Origin of the sequence: Cronobacter sp. JZ38 (assembly GCF_008932145.1) — a bacterium.
Taxonomy (GTDB): Bacteria; Pseudomonadota; Gammaproteobacteria; order Enterobacterales; family Enterobacteriaceae; genus Cronobacter; species Cronobacter muytjensii.
The window spans coordinates 3505760-3526752 of sequence record NZ_CP017662.1; the positions used below are offsets into that span (position 1 = coordinate 3505760).

19 protein-coding genes are annotated in these 20993 nt (G+C 58.7%); 6 read left to right on the plus strand and 13 right to left on the minus strand.

Going from position 1 to position 20993, the window contains the following annotated elements; translation table 11 throughout:
- Positions 1-684 precede the first annotated feature (684 nt).
- The 3 genes from iraP to BJP61_RS16635 form a co-directional block, all read right to left on the minus strand.
- A complete protein-coding gene (iraP, locus tag BJP61_RS16625) occupies positions 685-945 on the minus strand; it encodes an anti-adapter protein IraP (RefSeq protein WP_038864404.1) in 261 nt (86 codons plus the stop codon).
- A gap of 233 nt (positions 946-1178) precedes the next feature.
- Positions 1179-2381 (minus strand): multidrug efflux MFS transporter, encoded by a 1203-nt coding sequence (locus BJP61_RS16630; protein WP_038864405.1) that lies wholly within the window; start codon positions 2379-2381, stop codon positions 1179-1181.
- Between the two features lie 168 nt (positions 2382-2549).
- A complete protein-coding gene (locus BJP61_RS16635; RefSeq protein WP_171998728.1) occupies positions 2550-3251 on the minus strand; it encodes an extensin family protein in 702 nt (233 codons plus the stop codon).
- Between the two features lie 131 nt (positions 3252-3382).
- Between BJP61_RS16635 and ddlA the strand changes: the two genes are divergently transcribed.
- Positions 3383-4483: a D-alanine--D-alanine ligase gene (gene ddlA / locus BJP61_RS16640; protein ID WP_038864407.1), complete on the plus strand. Its 1101-nt coding sequence runs from the start codon at positions 3383-3385 to the stop codon at positions 4481-4483.
- Positions 4484-4487: 4 nt separating this feature from the next.
- Here the strand turns inward: ddlA and BJP61_RS16645 are convergent, their stop codons facing one another.
- On the minus strand, positions 4488-4703 hold the full coding sequence (locus BJP61_RS16645; RefSeq protein WP_038864408.1) for a DUF2754 family protein: 216 nt from the start codon (positions 4701-4703) through the stop codon (positions 4488-4490).
- A gap of 357 nt (positions 4704-5060) precedes the next feature.
- On the opposite strand from BJP61_RS16645, the gene BJP61_RS16650 reads away from it, so the two are divergent.
- Positions 5061-5366 (plus strand): DUF2755 family protein, encoded by a 306-nt coding sequence (locus tag BJP61_RS16650; RefSeq protein ID WP_038864409.1) that lies wholly within the window; start codon positions 5061-5063, stop codon positions 5364-5366.
- Here the strand turns inward: BJP61_RS16650 and BJP61_RS16655 are convergent.
- The 3 genes from BJP61_RS16655 to BJP61_RS16665 all read right to left on the minus strand — a co-directional run bounded on the left by BJP61_RS16655 (position 5363) and on the right by BJP61_RS16665 (position 8493).
- A complete protein-coding gene (locus BJP61_RS16655; RefSeq protein WP_038864410.1) occupies positions 5363-6469 on the minus strand; it encodes a DUF1615 domain-containing protein in 1107 nt (368 codons plus the stop codon). The two genes, BJP61_RS16650 and BJP61_RS16655, sit on opposite strands and share 4 nt — an antisense overlap.
- Before the next feature lie 95 nt (positions 6470-6564).
- Entirely contained in the window at positions 6565-7785 is a 1221-nt protein-coding gene (sbmA, locus tag BJP61_RS16660) for a peptide antibiotic transporter SbmA (RefSeq protein WP_038864411.1), read from the minus strand.
- Positions 7786-7959: 174 nt separating this feature from the next.
- Positions 7960-8493 carry an isochorismatase family protein gene (locus tag BJP61_RS16665; RefSeq protein ID WP_171998730.1) on the minus strand — a complete coding sequence of 178 codons (534 nt, stop codon included), beginning with the start codon at positions 8491-8493 and terminating at the stop codon, positions 7960-7962.
- Positions 8494-8689: 196 nt separating this feature from the next.
- Between BJP61_RS16665 and ampH the strand changes: the two genes are divergently transcribed.
- Positions 8690-9847: a D-alanyl-D-alanine-carboxypeptidase/endopeptidase AmpH gene (gene ampH / locus BJP61_RS16670; RefSeq protein WP_038864413.1), complete on the plus strand. Its 1158-nt coding sequence runs from the start codon at positions 8690-8692 to the stop codon at positions 9845-9847.
- A gap of 35 nt (positions 9848-9882) precedes the next feature.
- On the opposite strand, the gene BJP61_RS16675 is transcribed toward ampH, so the two are convergent.
- Complete coding sequence (locus BJP61_RS16675) at positions 9883-10509, minus strand: helix-turn-helix domain-containing protein (protein WP_038864414.1); 627 nt, start codon at positions 10507-10509, stop codon at positions 9883-9885.
- Positions 10510-10589: 80 nt separating this feature from the next.
- On the minus strand, positions 10590-13367 hold the full coding sequence (locus tag BJP61_RS16680; protein WP_171998732.1) for an autotransporter outer membrane beta-barrel domain-containing protein: 2778 nt from the start codon (positions 13365-13367) through the stop codon (positions 10590-10592).
- Positions 13368-13766: 399 nt separating this feature from the next.
- On the opposite strand from BJP61_RS16680, the gene BJP61_RS16685 reads away from it, so the two are divergent.
- The 3 genes from BJP61_RS16685 (at position 13767) to BJP61_RS16695 (ending at position 17246) form a co-directional block, all read left to right on the plus strand.
- A complete protein-coding gene (locus BJP61_RS16685) occupies positions 13767-14261 on the plus strand; it encodes a nicotinamide-nucleotide amidohydrolase family protein (RefSeq protein WP_038864416.1) in 495 nt (164 codons plus the stop codon).
- Positions 14262-14410: 149 nt separating this feature from the next.
- The gene (gene hemB / locus BJP61_RS16690) at positions 14411-15388 is read left to right on the plus strand and encodes a porphobilinogen synthase (RefSeq protein WP_038864417.1); all 978 of its coding nucleotides are present in this window, start codon (positions 14411-14413) and stop codon (positions 15386-15388) included.
- 139 nt (positions 15389-15527) lie between these two features.
- Entirely contained in the window at positions 15528-17246 is a 1719-nt protein-coding gene (locus BJP61_RS16695; RefSeq protein ID WP_038864418.1) for a GNAT family N-acyltransferase, read from the plus strand.
- Positions 17247-18010: 764 nt separating this feature from the next.
- On the opposite strand, the gene asr is transcribed toward BJP61_RS16695, so the two are convergent.
- From asr to tauB, 4 genes are all read right to left on the minus strand, one after another.
- Positions 18011-18397, minus strand: a complete 387-nt coding sequence (gene asr, locus BJP61_RS16700) for an acid resistance repetitive basic protein Asr (RefSeq protein ID WP_075194025.1) — start codon at positions 18395-18397, stop codon at positions 18011-18013.
- 156 nt (positions 18398-18553) lie between these two features.
- Positions 18554-19405: a taurine dioxygenase gene (gene tauD, locus BJP61_RS16705; protein WP_171998734.1), complete on the minus strand. Its 852-nt coding sequence runs from the start codon at positions 19403-19405 to the stop codon at positions 18554-18556.
- Positions 19402-20229, minus strand: coding sequence for a taurine ABC transporter permease TauC (gene tauC, locus BJP61_RS16710; protein WP_038864422.1), 828 nt, complete (start codon positions 20227-20229; stop codon positions 19402-19404). Before tauC ends, tauD begins: the two co-directional genes overlap by 4 nt.
- Positions 20213-20992 carry a taurine ABC transporter ATP-binding subunit gene (tauB, locus tag BJP61_RS16715; RefSeq protein WP_171998737.1) on the minus strand — a complete coding sequence of 260 codons (780 nt, stop codon included), beginning with the start codon at positions 20990-20992 and terminating at the stop codon, positions 20213-20215. Before tauB ends, tauC begins: the two co-directional genes overlap by 17 nt.
- Position 20993: the final 1 nt, after the last annotated feature.

The window sequence follows — 20993 nt, forward strand, 5'->3', positions numbered from 1 at the left end:
AATCGGCCATCTTCATAACGGTAGTGGCAACGCCGCTGAGCGGTCAGGCGGGAAACGGCGAAGATATGGATAAAATTGCTGTGAAGTAATGTTTTGTGATGCAGGTTATAAAACCGAAAAATCGCTTCACCTCGCGCTATATCCCCGCATGGTGGGAATTAATGTGATAAAGCGCCATATTTTTAAAACAACACAACGTTAATCCGCCGTTTCTCTCATGGACAATCAGAGAGTTTCCTGTTTCCGTCAGAGAGGCTGGCGGCGTTTTAACCCGCCGGAAAACGGCGCGCCATCGGCAGGCGAGCACAGAGAGTACAGCCGCCAGCCGCCGCTATATAAAAGTAAGAGAGAAAAATCGCAGCCGGTTATTTCTGTCGTCGTATTTGTCAGCCAGACAATAATCTTATGACGCACATAAAAATAGCTGCGCTGATAAAGAAGAGGCGGCCGTAATTAACGAAAGCGTGATACGGTAAAGTTATTATTACAAAAGCGCCATACCTGCAGGATAAAGCGCGCGACAAAGGGAGAGAGGGGCTGAAAATAATGGCAGTATCGCAGGGTATTTCCTGATGCGCATAACGGGAATAACGCCTCCTGAAAATAGCGCTGGCGAATAACGCTGTGTCCCAAGCGTAGCGCAATCATGTGACAGAAAAATAACGCGGCTCCCCCTTCACCTGTTTATGATCTGGGGTGCCGCAGCAGCTTTTTTACGTATTGCTGGAGCAGTTCGGTATCGCGCTGCGGAATGTGGCTGTCCGGCTGTACGCCTTCGAGCGCCCCTTCCACGCTCGCAATCAGCGTCTGTTGCGTTTCGTTATCCAGATGACGCAGCAAGGCGGTGACGACAATCTCCAGAGCCTCGACCTGCGCCACCAGCTCTTTAGACTCTTCTTCCTTTTCTGCAAGCTTGACCAGCAACTCAGCTATAAGGTTTTTCATCACTGTCTTCCCGTGAAATTGTTGCTGAGAAGTTATCATTAGCCGTCGGGGTTGCCTAGTGATCGCAGCGGCTTTTTTTAATGGCGCATCGGTTTTGTGCGGCGCCACAAAAAATTCCCGTGAGCGAAACGTTTTACTGACTGGAATAAAGCAATACCGCTAAGAAAACGATTATCCGCCCTCGCTTAACAGCGGCCTGACGTAAGAAATTAATTCCCCCGCGCGGCGGCAGTTTAATTATTTACAGCTTTTGCGTTACGTCTTAAGGCTGCGGCAAATTGCCACACGTTCAGCAGCAGCACTATCGCCGTGGCGATAAAAACCCAACGGTAACCGGCGGCAGCGGAGATCCCGGCCCCCATCAGCGGCCCCAGCACGTTGCCGAGATACATAAACGACTGGTTGTACCCAAATATACGTCCGGTCACGTTATCGGAGGAGTATTTCACCAGCAGCGTCTGCACCGCCGGGAACATCGCGCCGTCGGCAAAGCCGAGCAGAAAACGCAGCACCGCGAGCTGTAGCGGCGAGGTGACGAACGACATGGCGAAAAAGAGCACGACCGCGACCACCAGCGTCGCCATCAGCACCCGCGCAGTGCCGATGCGGTCGCCAAGCCGCCCGAGGCGAGGCGCGCTCAGCAGTGCCGACACACCAGGCACCGCCGCGATCATCCCGCTTAAAAAGGCGATATTGCTGCTGTCCGGCGTCAGCTCTTTGATAAACAGCGCCAGAATGGGACTGACGGAGCCGTTAGAGAGCTGAATGACCATCGTAGTGATAAACAGACTCACCACCAGCCACGGCGCCGGAAGCGAGGCGAACACGGCTTTGCCGCTAAGCTGTTCGCTTCTGGAAAGCGCTGTACGGGCACCCTCTTTAATCAGAAATAACGTTACCGCGAAGCTTATCATCAGCAGCAGCGCGGTTATCAAAAAGACCGGGCGCAGCCCGACGCTGTCAGCGAGGAAACCGCCCATCAGCGGGCCTAAAATCACGCCGCTTATTTGCGCGGTGGAAAGCGTACTGAGCGCCCAGCCGCTGCGGTCGCGCGGCACCTGCGAGGCCACCAGCGCCATCGCGTTAGGGATATACCCGGAGGTGAGCCCCATCAGCGCGCGCAGCGCGAAGAGCTGCCAGACGCTGGTCGCGAACGCCTGCAACAGGATAGCTACTGCCATGCCAAGCGAGGCGCGCAGCAGCATCAGCTTGCGGCCTTTGCGGTCGGCGAGGCTTCCCCAGAGCGGCGAGACAAACGCGGAGACGAGAAAGGTGACGCTGAACGTCAGCCCTGACCAGAGCGACAGCGCCTCGTGCGACTGCACGCCGAGCTCGGCGACATACAGCGGCAAAAACGGAAGGATTTGACTGATAGCAAGGCCGGTAAAAAAACAGCCAAACCAGACGGAGATAAGATTAACCTTCCAGGATTCCATACGCGCGCTATCTGCTTTCTGTAAGTCGATGAAGTATAAGAGTATCAGGATGTGCCAAAAGACATATGCCCATCAGTGCGGCCTGAGATATTTTGGATGCTTATTATTAATATAAAATCGTTTGTGACATTTATCACACCAGAGCGCCGCCTGCGCCGACGATTATCCTTAGCGGCAAATGCCAAAACCGCGCATGCCTAAGTGAAAATGGTTGGCGTGCGCCGCGTTATAGTCCGGCCCCAGCGCGTTGCCGAAGTAGAGACAGCTCTGGCCGAACAGCGCGCGCAGCGTCTCGCCGCGCGGGCCGCTCTCCTTCCAGCCTTTCAGCACGCTTATCTGCTGGCCGTTGGCAAAACGAAAGGCGCTGATATCCAGCGCGTCCGCCGTCGCGTGTTCGCTTAAACGCGCATTAGCGCGATGATAGATATTGCGACAGGCGTAACTGCCGTAGTGGTCGATGCGCACCAGCGGGCTGCCCATCACAGAGGCGCTGATGGGTTTCGCCTGCTGCTGCACATACATGGCGCTGCTGAGCGCCAGCGGGCAGCTTGCGAGAAACGAACTGCTAAGTTTCACCTCGCCGAAGCTTTGCACCCGCACCGGCGAATTCAGCGGGCAGTCGCCCCGGGTCGATGCCTGGACGCGGTACTGGATCATGTCCCGCTTACGGGCTTCGTCGAGTAGCGCCAGACACGCCTGCGGATTTTTCGCCATCTGGCGCAGTTTGTAGCGCGTCACCATCGTCGGCGGATCGAGCGGCGAGAGTGGCGCGAAGGGGTTGTACCAGGCGGGCAGAGAATCATACAGCCAGACGCCTGCCAGCGCCGTTAACGCCAGGGTCGTTACCATCGCTATCCCTTTTTTCGCCATGCCACCGCCAGAAAACCAGACACAAAATCAAAGTATAACCGCTTCGCGCTGCGTGGCGACGAACCACATGAATCCGCCTGCCGGGCGTGCTATGTTGTGGACTTTCGTCTGCTTTGAGGATGGTTGTAAAAATGGCAAAACTGCGCGTGGGCATTGTGTTTGGCGGAAAATCGGCGGAGCACGAAGTGTCGCTTCAGTCGGCGAAAAATATCGTCGATGCGATTGATAAAGAAAAATTCGACGTGGTGCTGCTTGGCATTGATAAACAAGGCCAGTGGCATGTTAACGACGCGTCGCACTATCTGCTGAATGCCGATAACCCGGCGCGCATCGCCCTGCACCGCTCGGAGAAAAACGTCGCGCTGATCCCAGGCCAGCAAGCGCAGCAGCTGATTGATTCTGACAACCGCCAGGCGCTGCCGCAACTGGATGTGATTTTCCCCATCGTTCACGGCACGCTCGGCGAAGATGGTTCCCTGCAAGGGATGCTGCGCATGGCGAATATTCCGTTTGTCGGCGCAGGCGTGCTGGGTTCGGCGGTCAGCATGGATAAAGACGTCGCCAAGCGACTGCTGCGCGACGCCGGTCTCGCCGTCGCGCCGTTTATTACCCTTACCCGCGCAAACCGCCAGCGCATCACCTTCGCCGAGGTTAAAGCGCAGCTGGGCCTGCCGCTGTTCGTCAAACCGGCGAACCAGGGCTCATCGGTCGGCGTCAGTAAAGTCAACGACGAGGCGCAGTTCCACGCCGCCGTGGCGCTGGCCTTTGAATTCGATCATAAAGTGGTGGTGGAAACCGGCATTCAGGGCCGTGAGATCGAGTGCGCGGTGCTGGGCAACGAGGATCCTCAGGCGAGCACCTGCGGCGAGATCGTGGTCAACAGCGAGTTTTACTCTTACGACACCAAATACATCGACGATCAGGCTGCCCGCGTGGTGGTGCCTGCCGATATCGCGCCTGAGATCAACGAGAAGATCCGAGCCATCGCCGTGCGCGCGTTTCAGGCGCTGGAGTGCGCTGGCCTCGCGCGCGTGGACGTTTTCCTGACGCCGGAAAACGAGGTGATTATAAATGAGATCAACACGCTGCCGGGCTTTACCAATATCAGCATGTATCCGAAACTGTGGCAGGCGAGCGGCATCGGTTACCAGGCACTGATCACCCGCCTGATTGAACTGGCGCTGGAGCGTCATCGCGCCGACGCGTCGCTGAAAAGCTCCATCACCGGTTAAAGCGTTACTCTTCCGCCGCGCCCGGTTCTTCGGGGCGACGGCGGATAATAAAGCCCGCTATCCAGAAGCAGATAACCCAGGTCACCAGCCCCACCGCATAGGTTTGCCAGCCTTTCGCTTCAAACCCCAGCAGGCCAATCACGCCGTTCATAATAAAAATCAGGCCCAGCGCGACCGCGTAATAGTGCCAGTCACGGCGAATTTTGGCAGAGAGTTGCATGGTTACTCCGAAAGCGTCAAAAAAAGCATCTTCGCATATCCCCTGACGCCTGTCTGTGGCCCGCGTCGCGCGGTGTGAAGCGCGTTACGGTTACGCTTAAAAAACGCCGAAAAGCGTCAGAAACCGGAATATCTGTGGGCCATCGAGCTGCGCGCGGAGAGCAGGAAAAGTCTGAATGTTAACCATTTATTAACGCAGTTACAGAAATGTGAGAATCGACATAATTTTGACATTCAGGAGTAATCTGCCCGCCAAATTACCACGAATCCGATATTGACAAATAAAATCTCCTGCCAAACTTCCCCTGTAGCACCTGGCGTCACGCCAGTACGAAGGTCGAACACCCCGGAGGTCTGTATGGCTGAGATATCGTTACCCAAACCCATAATCGCCGGGAAACCTGGAAGATCGTCCGCGCTGGGCAACCTCGCTTACGCGCTGTTTGTGTTGTTCTCTTTCTGGGTTGGCGCGCAACTCCTGAATGTCGTGGTGCATGCGCCAGGCGTTCTGGATAATCTGATGCAGATGCAGGAAAACGGCCGTCCCCAAATCAAAATGGGACTCGCGGTCGGCACCGTGTTCGCGCTGGTGCCGTTTCTGGCAGGCTGCGTCTTTGCGATGGTCATGGCGTTTTTCTTCCGCCTGCGACGTCATCGCCTTTAATCTTTACTCATACAGCGTGCCCGACGGTCGTCCACGCGCTTTGCAAACCACGCCGTGGTGAGCTTACGCGTGATCTTCGGGCTTTCCAGTTGAATACCCGGCAGTAACTCGCGTGGAAGCGCCTTACCGGCGCGTTTGTCCGCCAGCGCAAACACCTTTTTATAAAGCTCGCTGTCGCTGAAATCTTCGCTATCCCCTTTCGCCAGCGCGCGATGAATCGCGCTCTCGCTCATGTCCAGCCTGCCCGCCAGTTTACGCACCGCATTTTCGGTAGCGCCCGGCTCGCTGCTGTCGTAACGAATGACATCACCGTCCAGCGCCAGCTTCACGCCGCTCGCTTTGCTGACCGCATTCTGAAACGCCGCGTTGCGGCTCGCGTACCAGCCGGCGTTGAAATCGGCGAAGCGATAGAGCGGGCGCGAGTAATCCGCCGGGTAGTTAAGCAAATGCCAGATGCCGAACCAGAGGCCGCCGCGCCGCGTAAAGACCTCCTGGCGCAGCGTGCCGTCGATATCATACGGGTAACCGCGCGCGTGCGCTTCGGCAAAGGCGATACTCACCTGCATTGGCCCGCCGGTATGCACCGGGTTCAGGTTGCCGAACAGCGTCTGGCCGAGCGGCACCATGCCGATGAAATCGTCGAAAATCGCGCTCAGCTCACGTTCAGACTTCACGTTATCGAGCCGTTCGCTGTAGCTTTTGCCATTAGGGGATTTAATCAGCAGCGCGGTGCGCACCACGAAAGCGGGAATATGCAACTTACCGGCGCGGCGCTCTATCTCCTTCCAGGCAATCTTGCCAAGCCCCGGCACCTGCGGATCGGCCTGATAATTCGACTCCTGCTCCGCCACCGCCAGCACTGAACAGATGTTCTCTTCGCTGGGCGTTATCTTCTGCATTTCAAACGCGCGGGCGATATCGCGCGCCCAGCCGTCCCGGTCTTTCACGCTGGCGGGCATTTTCTGCTTCACCACGGCGCGCACGTCGAGCGGCTTCGCGCCCTTTTCTGTGGTTGAGGTCTGGCTGGTACAGCCCGCCAGCGCCAGCAGGGCGGCGAGCGTAAGGGGACGAAAACGAGCGGGCAAGGCAAGCGTGGCGGCCATGATAATCCTGTCAGGCTGGGTTCAGGCCGTTTACCCTGCCACGTTTTTGCCGCCGCGAAAAGCGGATCGCTCCGAAGACGCAGCGGCAGCGCGCGTTACATCGCTTCCTGCGGTTCGTGTTGCGGCTCAGGCCGATCGTTTAGCGTTCGCTCAAAGCTGCGCAGACGTTTGTAGATAGACATCAGCTCCACCAGCGTTGTCCAGGAGTTAATTAAATACTGGAACGCGCCGCGTACTTCACCAAACACGTTGCCTATTTGCGACATCAGACCCAGCGTAATGCTCCCTGCCGCAATCGACGGGAACATCAAAAACAGGCCGAAAATCGCATCCACTTGCAGGTAGAGGATCCGGGCGATATTGAAATAGGTGTAGTGAAAATAGAGCCGGAAATAGTTGTAGCGCACATTGCTGAACAGCGCCTGTACTGTCGGCGGATCGGCACGCGTCGGATCGTCTTCGCCATACACCAGCTCTTTACGATAGGCGGCCTCGACCCGCTGGTTGCGAAACTCCAGCCCCGGCAGCTTGATCCCAACGAGCGCCAGCAGCCCGGTGCCGATCAGTGCCCAGACGATCGCGGCAAATACCAGCCCATAAGGCACGGCGCCCACCACCGGCAGTTCTTTCACGTGCGGCGAGAGCGCCACCAGCACCGGCAGAAACGCAATCAGCGTCATTACGGCTTTCAGCAGCGACACGCCCATATCTTCAAGCGTTGAGGCGAAACGCATGGTGTCTTCCTGAACGCGCTGCGCGGCGCCTTCGATATGGCGCAGCCGCTGCCAGTGCTCCATATAGTATTCGTTCATGGCGGTACGCCAGCGGAAGATGTAATGGCTGATGAAAAAGTTATTCAGCACGCCCACCGTCACGTAAATAAGCGCAATGCCGAGAAACACCGTAAGCCCGCTGTAGAGCTGGCCGATTTTGACTTTATTCGGCGCGCCGAGCGCGGTCTGGATCAGATCGAAAAACGGCGCGTACCAGGCGTTAATGGCAACGCTCAGTTCCACCATAAACCAGGTGACGAAGATCAGCAGCGCCGATCCCAGCACCGACCAGCGCTGCCAGCGGTGCGGGCTGTAAAAGCGCCAGAAGGCGGCGAACAGCCCCACGCAGAGCGCGTAATACGCGTAGAAAAGCAGAAAACTGCCCGACCAGAAACGAGCCGCGCTGATGGGCAGTTCGCCCGCCACGCCGAGCCGTTCACTAAGCCAGTCGCCACCCAGTTGCCAGACGACCACGGCAATCATCGCCCAGACCAGCGCTGAAAGAAAAAACGCGGTGGGACGAGGAAAAAAGGATTTAAACATCAATCACTCCTGCAAATATTCTTGTTTTGCTGTTGCTGTATGACCGCAGCCCTGCCCTCGCGACAGGGGCGTTGAGTGTAACCCGACGAGCGGCCAGCGCACCGCCCCGATTGTTTCTGAAAGTGTAACGGCGCGGCCCACGCTCGCGCCGTGGTGAGACAGACCGCAAGCGCGTTAGTTCGCCTGCCACGCAGTGAGGATCTCCCCGGTACTCAGCACGCGCAGCGGATTGCCCGGCATCGTCAGGTTGCGCCACATCTCGTTGTAATGCTCGATGAGCGCCGGCGCGGTGGCGGCAGTACGATCGGCGGTGGTGTGCGCATCCCCGGCGATGGTAACGCGAAAGCCGCGGCTCGCGGCCTGTTTGATAGTGGTATCCACGCAGTAGTCGCTGGCGCAGCCGCATACCACGAACGCGTCGACGTTATGCTCGCGCAGTAGCGCCTCAAGCGGCGTGCGCCAGAAGGCGTCGCAGGCGGTTTTCGTCACCCGCAGGGCGTTTGCGGGTACGTTGAGTGTTGGCAACACCGCAAACCCGGCTGTCCCCTCTTCCAGCCCGCCCGCCTCGGCGTGCTGAATGATAATGACCTGCTCTGCCCCCGCCATCAGCTGATTAATGCGGGCGACGCGCCCTTCCCGGTCAAAACGTGGCGTCGCGAAAACGCCGTTTTGCATATCGATAACCATCACAACCTTTGGTACAGACATCGCGCACTCCTTCTGGGGAAAGCAGGAGGTTACCACAGGCGAAGTGGTGCCGATTGCACAAAAAATTAGCGCAAAAAAACGAGCTGTTACGCGTCGTTACGTTTTTTCGCACGCGGGCGTGCTTTTCCGGCCTTTGCAGATCTGCGCGCAGTAGTATAAATACCCTCTATCCCCGCTCACTGAATGGATTGCTTCGTTGAAACGTTGTCTGCTCTCCTGCGCCCTGCTGATTAGCGCGGCCTTTTCTGCGGCTCATGCCGCGCAAACTTCGCCCGACCCGGTCTTTGCGTCCGATATTGTCGACCGTTACGCCAACCATATTTTCTATGGCAGCGGCGCGACCGGCATGGCGATTGTGGTGATTGACGGTAACCAGCGCGTATTCAGAAGCTTCGGCGAAACGCGCCCCGGCAATAACGTTCGCCCGCAGCTCGACTCGGTTATCCGTATCGCCTCGCTCACCAAACTGATGACCAGCGAAATGCTGGTGAAAATGCTCGATCAGGGCGTGGTGCGGCTTGACGATCCGCTCAGCCGCTACGCCCCGCCCGGCGCGCGCGTGCCGACGTATCAGGGCGAGCCTATCCGGCTGGTGAACCTCGCCACGCATACCAGCGCCCTGCCCCGCGAACAGCCTGGCGGCGCGGCGAAACGCCCGGTGTTTGTCTGGCCGACGCGCCAGCAGCGCTGGGAGTGGCTCTCCACCGCGACGCTAAAAGCCGCCCCTGGCGCCACGGCGGCCTATTCCAACCTCGCCTTTGATCTTCTGGCTGACGCGCTGGCGAACGCGGCGGGCAAGCCTTATACGCAGCTGTTCGAAGAGCAGATAACCCGTCCGCTCGGCATGAAAGACACCACGTTTACGCCCTCGCCGGATCAGTGCAAGCGCCTGATGGTGGCCGAAAAAGGCGCCAGCCCGTGCAATAACACGCTGGCGGCGATTGGCAGCGGCGGCGTCTATTCCACGCCGGATGACATGATGCGCTGGATGCAGCAGTTCCTGGCGTCCGATTTCCACCGTCGCAGCGCGCAGGCCGACCGGATGCAGACGCTGATTTATCAGCGCACGCAGCTCACGAAAGTGGTGGGAATGGACGTGCCGGGCAAAGCGGACGCGCTCGGTCTTGGCTGGGTCTATATGGCTCCGAAAGCCGGACGCCCTGGCATTATTCAGAAAACCGGCGGCGGCGGCGGCTTTATCACCTACATGGCGATGGTGCCGCAGCATAACATCGGCGCGTTCGTGGTGGTGACTCGCTCCCCGCTGACGCGCTTTACTAACATGAGCGACGGCATCAACGATCTGGTGACCGAGCTGAGCGGCAACAAACCGCTGCAAACGCCGGGATCGTAATCTCAAAAACGGCGCCTCTGCGGCGCCGTACTTTTTCAGTAGTTGAGCGGCAGTTTATTCACCGCCACCAGCTTTCCCTTCTGCATTTCAATGTACTTGCCCTTGCGAAGCTCAGCGAGCACTTCGGCGATGACCGAGCGGGAAATATGGGTGTGATTCTGAATATGATGGATAACGCCTATCTGGGCGCGCAGTTCCGGGCTCCATCTCGCCATCGTCAACAGCGTGGCGCGGATCTGCGAATAGGTCGTGGTGCCGATAAAATGCGCGTCGCGCCACTCAAACGAACGCATCAGCCATGTCTGCCAGTGGCAGAACGATTTCCACAGCTGACGATGTTCGATGATTTCTATCGCCCGGCGCACCGGCATCCGAAAGCCGCGACACGGTGTTTCGGTCATCAGCGTATAGCGCAGCGGCTCGGGGATCACCGCGTCGGAAAAGCTTAAATAAAGCGGCGAGGTCATTAAATCGACATGAATGCGGTTTTGTTCACGCCAGAGATTGAGGCTACCCTCCTTAAAAAACCAGCACTGCGGCTCGCCCTGTTCGTTGAAAAACGACAGTTCGCAGTGGGCGTCAATGTCAAAGGGCGTTCCTGCCGGGCCGAGATGACGCTGAAGGGCATCGAGATGATGAAGGGGTTTTACCAGATCTAACACGCGAGATATCCATTTCAGGTGTGTTAATAGGAACTGCCTGTCCGCGCGGGACAGGCAGCTTTTGACGCTAACTAACATGATTACCAGGTATATTTGACGCCCACGTTGGCCGCCCAGTCCTGCTCAACGTCGCCGCCGCCGAGGTAGTTGCCGTCGGCATAGGCGCTGAAGTTTTTGGTGAAGCTGAATTTGCCGCCGAGGCCCGCGCGAACCGCAGAGCCTTCCACGCCGTTATCGATATTGTCGCCGTTTACGTCGGCATCGTTATCGTTCGCGTCGTCATAGACGTAAGCCAGTTTCGCATACGGGGTGAACGCCTGGTCGTTGCCATAGCTGAACGTGTAACCGAGATCTGCGCCCAGCTCATAGCGCAGGCTGTCATAAGACTGGCTGTTGACGCGCATATCGTTGCTCAGCTGATAGCCGTCGCCGTCCTGGAACAGCCCGGAAACGCTGGCGTAAGGCGTCAGGTAACCCTGCGGATTAAACGCCCAGTCGTAACCCAGTTTCAGCCCGAAGCCCCAGGCGTCGGATGAGATATCGCCAGAGACCGCCTGGCCGTCGCTCATGACCGCGCTCAGATCGTTGCTGAAATGGCTGTAGCTCAGGCTGGAGTCGAGGAACACGTTGTTGGCGAACTGCGCGGAGGCGTACAGACGCGCGGACTGGCTGTCCTGATCAACGCTCCCGGTGCGATCGTCCATGTCGCCTTTCGCAAAGCCCGCCGCAGCGCCCAGCATCCATTTCGCATTATTGCCATCCACCTGTTTATCGAGGCCGACCATCAGACCGTTCACATCCTGGTCATAGCTCAGCTCGCCGGTATCGCCGTTAAAGTTACCGCCGAAGTAGGTTACCCACGCACCGCCGGTATCCGCCGCGCTGTGGCGGCCCTGCGCGAGACGCGTGCTCAACACATCCTGCTCCAGGTTCCAGATATTGGTATTGGCGGAAGGAATGCTCAGCGCCATATTCGCGTAGTCGGTCAGCTCGCGCTGTTTCAGCACCACGGTATCGCCCTGCTGGCTGGCCTCGTAAGTGTACGCGCCCAGATCGGCGTTGTTGGCGGCGGTAAAGCGCGCGGTGGTCGCGTCGTTATCGTCGTACACGCGCAGCACTTCATTGCCTTTGTAATCCGCGATCGCGCCCGCGCCGGTCGCGTTATCGATACGCACCCGGTAGTTGCCTGACACATCGCCGTTGACCGCCAGATGACCATCGGAATTCAGCGCGATCACGCCGTCGTCATAATCTTTCTGGTGCGGATCGTTGGTGACGTAGCGCGCGTTGCCAAGCGACGCGTCCAGCACATAGTCACGACTCGCCACGTTCAGCACGCCGCCGTCGGTCAGCACCACCTGGTCGGCGTCCACCTGGCCCAGACCCAGATTCAGCTGCGCGCCGTTATCGACGGTCAGCGTGTTGGCGTACAGCGAGGCGGTTTCTTCCGTCAGCGTCGCTTCACTGCCGCTATCCAGCGTCAGCGAGTCAGTCGCGACTGCGCCGCCGTCGCCGATATTCAGCGTGGAAGCATTAGTCAGGGCAATAGAATCCGCCAGCAGCGATGAGCTTTCCACGTTCACCTGCGAAACGTTATCCACGACCAGCGCGTCGATGTTCGAGGCTTTGCGGGTGTCCCATTCGGAGCCGTTTTGCAGCGTCACGTTGAAAATACCGCTCTGGTAAACCTCGTTGCCCGTCACGTGGCCCGCTTCGTTAAACGCCGTGTCGTCGTTTTCGATGCCATAGGTAGAGCCCGGCCAGAGGCTGTTCGGCTGATAGTCATAAAGCTCGGCGGTCGCCTCCACATTGGAGACAGCCGCGCCCACCCATTTGCTGCCATTCGTCAGCGTGACGTCCAGGCGGTCAGTGTCATCCCAGCCGTTGGAATCGAGCGTGCCGTCGCCGTTCACGTCATACGCGTTGACATGCGTCGTAACCGGATTGCCGTCGGCATCAAGCGTGGTGCGGTCATACCCCCCGAAATTCTCGTCGAACGTGCTTTCGAAGTAGATGTCGCCGTTAATGGTTGAGCGATCGAAAGAGGCGGTGGTTTGCATCGCGTTATCGGCGCTGGCGTTAGCGACAACGGCCAGTGCGATATCGTCAGCGGTAATAGCGTTATCGTAATCGCTGGCCTTACCGGTATGGCCGTAAAAACCATCGGTGCCTTCATCGGTCCATGAGCCAGAGCTCAACACAGAATCTGTCACCGCTATGGTGTTATTAAAAATTTCGCCGCTATTTGCGCCAGTCGCGGAAGTGACGTCCTGATTATCTTCCCATTCATAACCCTGCGTCAGCGTAATACCGGCAACGTGGGAGTTATTCTGGATAACCAGATCGGATTCCTGATCAAGCGTAATCGCGGTGCCGAGATTGTAAATATCCTGAGAGGCGGTGGTTTTATCGTCGGCGTTATAATAAGTGTAGTGTTCGAAATCATCGTCAATAGTTGAATTATCGACCGTTAAGGCGAGACGATTATAGAGGTAATCTCCGGTACGATTATCGCAATTATCAGTCATGCACTGGGAGGTAATCATCCCGTGAATGGTACTGTCCTTAATGGTCAGGGCGTTGCGGTTGCTATTATTACTGGTACCGTCGTCGAGATACCAGGTGGAAATAACACCGTCGACCTGCGCGCCGGAAATTTGCGGATAAATATTGCCGTTATAATAATCAGCGCCATAGTCATAGCCGACATAACCCTGATACATAATGCCGCCGTCATAATAAAACGTGTCGTAGCTTTTGCCTGAAATATCCGTGGCGGCGGATGCCTGAGAAGCGATAGCCATCGTGCAGGCCACGGCTAATTGTGAGACTACAAGTTTCTTTTTCCAGGAGTGCATTTATCATCCCTCCTCAGGGACGTCACAAAGTTGGTCCATCAAATGGTTTGCCGTAATACAAGCGGAGTGTATTAACGGCAAAATTATGCACATCGGGAAATTAAAGGTTCAATTCTTCTTTACGGATTGTATGAATTCAAACTTTTTGGTTATTTAATTCAGAGCAGCGAATATCCCCCCGCTCCTTTTGCTGCCTTGCCTGCGAGAAAACCTCATGATTCCGTCATAAAAAAAGCAATGGTTTATTGAGATAAAAATATAACTCTTATTGTTCCAATAAATAACATAGCCACCGGTTATAAAATACAGGTGCCGCTGCGCTCCCGGTACTTTTCACATTCACTGCGGGATACTCATCTATAATGTGAATATCTCAATGGCATGGAGAAAATGAATCGAATGAACGAAAAACTTCAGCACGCCGCAAAACAGGCCGGCATTTATCTCAGCCAGCGCGGGCTACGCCTGGCGACCGCGGAGTCCTGCACCGGCGGGCTTATCACTTACACGCTGTGCGCCACCGAAGACACCACTGCGTTTTATTCGAGCGGTTTTATCACTTACACCAATGAAGCCAAGCAGCGCATGCTGGGCGTGAAAGAAGAGACGCTGCGCCTCTACACCGCCGTCAGCGAGCAGACGGTGCATGAAATGGCGGCAGGCGCGCGCGCGCGCTCCGGCGAAGATGTCAGCCTGTCCGTGAGCGGCTACGCCGGGCCATCTGGCGGTGAAGACGGCACGCCGCCCGGCACCGTGTGGTTCGGCTGGGGAATGCCGGGCCAGGAAACCGTGGCGGAAAAACGCCACTTTAACGGCGATCCAAAAACCGTTATCGATCAGGCCGCAGTGTTTGCGCTGGAGCGCCTCGTCGAGCTGTTAAAAGCGCGGGAATAACCGGCGCGCGTCAGGGTCTGTCCGCGCTTTCCCCCCGGCAGGCCCTGCTCTGCGCGACGGCGCGCGGTTTAGCGCCCACAATCGTCAAACATCCACCCCTGTTTCGGGTTAAAATAAAGCCTGTCCCATTTCTCTGATAAGAAGCAATTATGGCCGATTTTTCATTGAGTTCCCGCCCGCGCCGCCTGCGCCAGTCCGCCTCGCTGCGCGCCATGTTTGAAGAAACCACGTTAAGCCGCAACGATCTGGTGCTGCCGATTTTCGTTGAGGAAGAGCTGGACGACTACAAACCGATCGCCGCCATGCCTGGCGTGATGCGTATTCCAGAAAAATATCTCGCCCGTGAAATCGAGCGCATCGCGAAGGCGGGTATCCGCTCCGTGATGACGTTCGGCATTTCGCATCATACCGATGAGTGCGGCAGCGACACCTGGAATGAAAACGGGCTGGTGGCGCGCATGTCGCGTATCGCCAAAGACGCGGTGCCGGAAATGATCGTGATGTCGGACACCTGTTTTTGCGAATACACCACCCACGGGCACTGCGGCGTGCTGTGTGAGCACGGCGTGGATAACGACGCGACGCTCACCAATCTGGGACGTCAGGCCGTGGTGGCTGCCGCGGCGGGCGCTGACTTTATCGCCCCTTCCGCCGCGATGGACGGCCAGGTGAAAGCCATTCGCCAGGCGCTGGACGCGGCAGGCTTCACCGACACCGCGATTTTCTCCTATTCCACCAAATTCGCCTCATCCTTCTACGGCCCGTTCCGCGAAGCCGCCGGCACCGCGCTGAAAGGCGATCGTAAAACCTATCAGATGAGCCCGATGAACCGCCGCGAAGCGATCCGCGAATCGCTGCTGGACGAAGCCGAAGGCGCCGACGCGCTGATGGTCAAACCGGCGGGCGCGTATCTCGACATCCTGCGTGACGTGCGCGAGCGCACCAGCCTGCCGCTTGGCGCTTATCAGGTGAGCGGTGAATACGCGATGATCAAATTCGCCGCTCAGGCGGGCGCGATCGACGAAGAAAAAGTGGTCCTGGAAAGCCTCGGCGCTATCAAGCGCGCGGGCGCGGATCTCATCTTCAGCTATTTCGCGCTCGATCTGGCCGAGAAAAACATTCTCTGACCTGCCGCGGCGGGCGCTCTGCCCGCCGCCGTTTTCCCTGCGCCCCCCGCGCTGTGACCGTTCCTTCACGCCCCTGACATGCTGGCGTCATCTTCCGGGTCTATCACTGTTCGCAGACGGTTCCCGAGGAGACACAACCGTGTTTAGCATCGACAACGTTCTGGACGATCTCTACCCGCAGAAAACCCCCGCCCCCTGGCTTAAAAAAACGCTTAAGCGCCTGCTGTATGAACACGAATTTCAGGCTTTTGCCGCCCGCCATCGCCACCTTAAAGGGCTCGATATGGTCGAGCAGGTGCTGGAGCATCTTGATATTCGCTGCGATTTGCCGGCGCGCGCGCTGGAGCAAATTCCGGACAACGGCCCGCTGGTCGTCGTCGCCAACCACCCGACCGGCACCGCCGACGGGCTGGCGCTGCTCTACGCCATTTCCCGCGTGCGGCGCGACGTGCGCGTGGTGGCAAACAGGATGCTAAGCCATCTGGAGCCGCTCTCGTCGCTCTTTATCGCCGTCGACAATATCGGCAACCGCACCCGCAAAACCGCGATTAAAGAGATGGAAGCGCATCTGGAGCGCGGCGGCGCGCTGATTTTCTTCCCGTCCGGCGAAGTGTCGCGCCCCGGCATGGAGGGCATCCAGGATGGCGACTGGAACGCCGGATTTGTGAAGCTCGCAAGCCGTTACCGCGCGCCGGTTTTGCCGGTGCATATCGCCGGGCGCAACAGTCTGGCCTTCTACGGCGCTGCCCTTATCGCCCCGCCGCTCGCCATGTTGATGCTAATCCGCGAGATGTTCCGCAAACGCGGCACGTCGCTGCCGGTGAATATTGGCGAGCGCATTCCCTGGAGCGCCTGGCATGATGCAAACACGCCGCCGCGCGAGATGGCGGCGCGTTTTCGCCTGCACGTTTCGCGCCTCGGCAAAGGGCAAAAAGGCTGTTTTAAAACGGAATGCGCCATTGCGCGCCCGGAAGACCGGGCGGTGCTGCGTCGGGCGCTGGCCAGTGCCGAGACCCTCGGCAAGACGCCGGACGGCAAAACCATTTATCTGTGGCGACGCAACGGCATGGAAGAGGCGCCGGTGCTGCGCGAGCTCGGGCGGCTGCGTGAAATCGCCTTTCGCGCCGTGGGCGAAGGCAGCGGCAAGCGCCGCGATACCGATGCGTATGACGATGACTACTGGCATCTGGTGTTATGGGATGACGCGGCGCTGGAGATAGTCGGCGCGTATCGCTTTATCCCGACGGCGCAGCAGGTGGCGCTGCGCGGGCCGCAGGGGCTTTACAGCTACAGCCTCTTTCACTACGACGAGCGGATGGATGAGGTGTTAAGCCAGGGGATCGAGCTTGGCCGCAGCTTTATCCAGCCGCAATACTGGGGACGGCGCGGGCTTGATTATCTCTGGTCGGGCATCGGCGCGTATCTGGCGCGTTACCCGCAGTACCGCTATCTCTTCGGGCCGGTATCGATTTCAGGCGGCCTGCCGCCTGCCGCGCGCGATCTGCTGGTGGCGTTTTACCGGCTCTGGTTCCCGGCGCAGCATCCGCTCGCCGCCTCGCGCCGCCCTTACCCGGTTTCGCTGCCGGAGGCGCTGGCGCAGTTCGGCGGCGTGAATTATCAGGATGATTTGACGCGCCTGAAGTCGCTGCTCGGCAATCTGGGCTGCGGGATACCACCGCTCTACAAGCAATATTCGGAGCTCTGCGAGCCAGGCGGCGTGCAGTTTATCGATTTCGGCAGCGATCCGGCGTTCAGCGATTGCGTGGACGGCCTGGTGCTGGTCGATTTAACGCGCCTTAAAGCGTCGCGCCGGGAGCGGTATATTGGCGCGCCCGCCATGCAAACAGCACCACGCTAATCGTAGGGTGGGTAAGCGCAGCGCACCCACCTTTTTTCCGCCCGGGCGTTAATCGGTTGGTAAGGTGGATGGTTTTGCTCCGGCTAAAAAAATCGGCCCCTCAGGGCCGATTTCCGCCGGGAGCCGGGATTGCAAAGGGGGCGGCGGCGAGCCCCCTTTGCACGTTCGCGTGAGCAAAGCGCCCATATGAAGGCGACTTTATGGCGAACGGAACCTGTTCACCGCCCTGGTATATATTCCCTCATACCGACGCTCTTTCTGAACGAGATCGAGAAACCCCGAACGGCAGGTGCGCGTCGCTTACCCGCCCTCCAAACAACACCATTTTCATCGTAGGGTGGGTAAGCGAAGCGCACCCACCTTTTTTCCGCCCGGGCGTTAATCGGTTGGTGGTGGATGGTTTTGCTCCGGCTAAAAAAAATCGGCCCCTCAGGGCCGATTTCCGCCGGGAGCCGGGATTGCAAAGGGGGCGGCGGCGAGCCCCCTTTGCACGTTCGCGTGAGCAAAGCGCCTATATGAAGGCGACTTTAAGGCGAACGGAACCTGTTCACCGCCCTGGTATATATTCCCTCATACCGACGCTCTTTCTGAACGAGATCGAGAAACCCCGAACGGCGGGTGCGCGTCGCTTACCCGCCCGACAAAAAACTGATGTGAATTCTGTAGGGTGGGTAAGCGCAGCGCACCCACCATTCAGCCCACATTTCACCCATAAAAAAACACCCGGCAAGCCGGGTGTTTTAATTACTGGGGGATCGTATGACTTATGCAGCAGGCTGGGCAGCCGGTTTAGCCGCGTCGTGTTTTACTGCTTTTTTGTGGTGCTTTTTGGCTGCCTGCGCTTTCTGCTCAGCGGCCGGTTTCTGCCCGGCGGCTTTTTTGTGGTGCTTTTTGGCCGCCTGGGCTTTCTGCTCAGCAGCCGGTTTCTGTTCGGCGGCTTTCTTGTGGTGTTTTTTCGCAGCCTGCGCTTTCTGCTCTACCGCTTTCTTGTGCGCTTTTTTGTGGTGCGTTTTCGCCGCAGGCGCTTTTGCCGGCGCAGCGGTGGTGGTGGTCGCAGCGGCCGGAGCCGGTGCGGCAGTGTTATCCGCCGCGAACGCAGCAGCAGACAGACCCATAGTGGCGGCAACAACCAGCGCTAATACTTTTTTCATCTCTTTACCCTCGAATTGGCTTTCAGTTACCCCGCGTCGGGGCTCTGGAAATCACTATAGAGAAGCCGCGCCGCCGCTTCCGTGAGTGATTGGTATCGGCGTGTAACCGAATGTACAAGCGAGTGTAAAAAGAGAGGGCGCCGCAGCGCCCTTTGATTAACCGGCCCGGTAAAAGGGCTTATCGCCTAAGATTGTCGCGCGGTGCATCACGCGCCGCTCAGGCAGATAATCGGCGTTGGCGTAATGCTGCGTCACGCGGTTATCCCACAGCGCCACGTCGTTCTCCCGCCAGCGCCAGCGCACCTGGAATTCCGGCTTCGTGATATGCGCGAAAAGAAAGCCCAGCAGCGCCTCGCTCTCTTTGGGCGACAGATCCACAATGCGCGTCGTAAAGCCTTCGTTGACGAACAGCGCCTGTTTGCCGCTCACCGGATGCGTACGCACCACCGGATGGAGCAGCGGCGGGTTTTTCTCTACCGCCGTGCGCCAGCGCTGGTGTTCCTCCTGCGTTTTCATGTGCTTCCACTCCGGGAAAGATTTACGGAAATCATGCTCGGCGCGCAGGCCGCTTAACAGCGTCCGCAACGGCGCGGAGAGCGCCTCGAACGCCGCGATGCCACTCGTCCAGAGCGTGTCGCCGCCGCTGGCAGGCAGCTGTTTGGCCGCCAGTATCGCGCCCGCGGGGGGCGTGTCGATAAAGGTCACGTCGGTGTGCCAGTTATCATTATCCGGCGGATTGTCGTTATGCGTATCCAGCACGATTATCTCCTCCACGCCTTCGGCGTGCGGATAGACCGGGTGAATATGCAGATCGCCAAAGCGCATCGCCAGCGCCCGCTGCTGCTGCGGCGTGATGGGCTGATCGCGCACAAACAGCACCTGATGGCGGATAAGCGCGTGATACAGCTGCTCGAACTGGCTGTCGCTCAGCGGTTTCGCCAGATTGATATCGGATACCTGAGCGCCGATGTACGGCCCCAGCGGCGTAATAGTAATGCGTTCGCTCATTGTGTTTCTCCATGCCAGGGCGTCAGCCGACGCGTCAGCGCGCGCAGCCCCAGTTCTAAAATAAAGGCCACCAGGGCTATCACCGCGATCCCTGCCAGCACCACGTCGGTCGCCAGAAACTCACCGGCAGACTGCACCATAAATCCCAGCCCGCGCGTGGCGGCGATAAGCTCGGCGGCGACCAGCGTCGACCAGCCGACGCCAAGCCCGATGCGCAGACCGGTTAAAATTTCCGGCAGCGCGCCGGGCAAAATCACGTGCCAGAGTAGCTGCCAGCGGCTTGCGCCCAGCGACTGCGCGGCGCGGATACGCACCTGCTGCGCGCTTTTGACGCCCGCCAGCGTCGACATCGCCACCGGCGCGAAAATCGCGAGGTAGATAAGCAGCACTTTGGAGGTCTCGCCGATGCCGAACCAGATAACCATCAATGGCAGATAGGCGAGCGGCGGAATCGGTCGGTAAAGCTCAATCAGCGGGTCGAGAATGGCGCGCAGTGACGGGTTCAGCCCCATCGCGATGCCGACCGGAATGCCGATAAGCGCCGCCGCCAGCAATGCAGTGAGCATTCTCGCGAGGCTCGCGCCGAGGTGCGCCCAGAGCGTCGCGTCCATAAACCCCTGCGGCCCGGCGATGGTCATCAGCTGGCGCAATACCTGTTGCGGCGCGGGCAGAAACAGCGGACTGACAAGCTGTAGCGCCGTCGCCGCCCACCAGAGCGCCAGCAGCGCGCCCAGCGTGGCGAGGCTAAGCGCCAGCGGGCGGGGGGCCGCACGACGGCGGCGCGTGGGCGGACTCGCCGCGTTATCGTTAATCAGTACGCTCATCGGCGCTCTCCCGTAATTCAAAGACCCGGTTCAGGACATATTCGCGGCGGGCGATAAACGCCGGGTCGGATTTAATACGGCGCGCCGGTTCGCCTGCGACAAACCGCCTTGCGAAATCAAGCCGTAGCCGCTCCTGCACCTGGCCTGGCCCAGGCGACAGGAGGACTAAGTCGGTCGCCATAAAGACCGCTTCTTCGATGTCGTGGGTGATGAGCAGCACTTTCTTGCCGCTCCCGGCCCACAGGCGCAGCAGCAGCGTCTGCATCTGTTCACGGGTGAAGGCGTCGAGCGCGCCGAAGGGCTCGTCGAGCAGCAGCAGTTGCGGATCGGCGGCGAGCGCCCGGGCGATGCCGACGCGCTGGCGCTGACCGCCGGAGAGCTGCCAGATAAACCGGTTAGCCGCGCCCTCAAGCCCCACTTTCGCGAGCATCTGGCGGGCCCGTTCGCGGCGTTCTTCACGCCCAACGCCCTGTAACTGCAACCCGAACGCGACGTTATCCAGCACGCTGCGCCACGGCAGCAGCCCCTCATGCTGAAACACCACGCCGCGGTCAGCGCCGGGGCCGATGACCGGTTTGCCGTCGAGCGTAATGCTTCCGGCCGTGAGCGGCAAAAAACCGGCGATCAGATTCAGTAACGTGGTCTTTCCGCAGCCGGACGGGCCAAGCACCACCAGCAGCTCGCCGTCATTAAGCGTCAGGTTGATATCGGCAAGCGCGGGCTTGCCGTCGAAACTGGCATGCAGATGAGAAACCCGTAACATC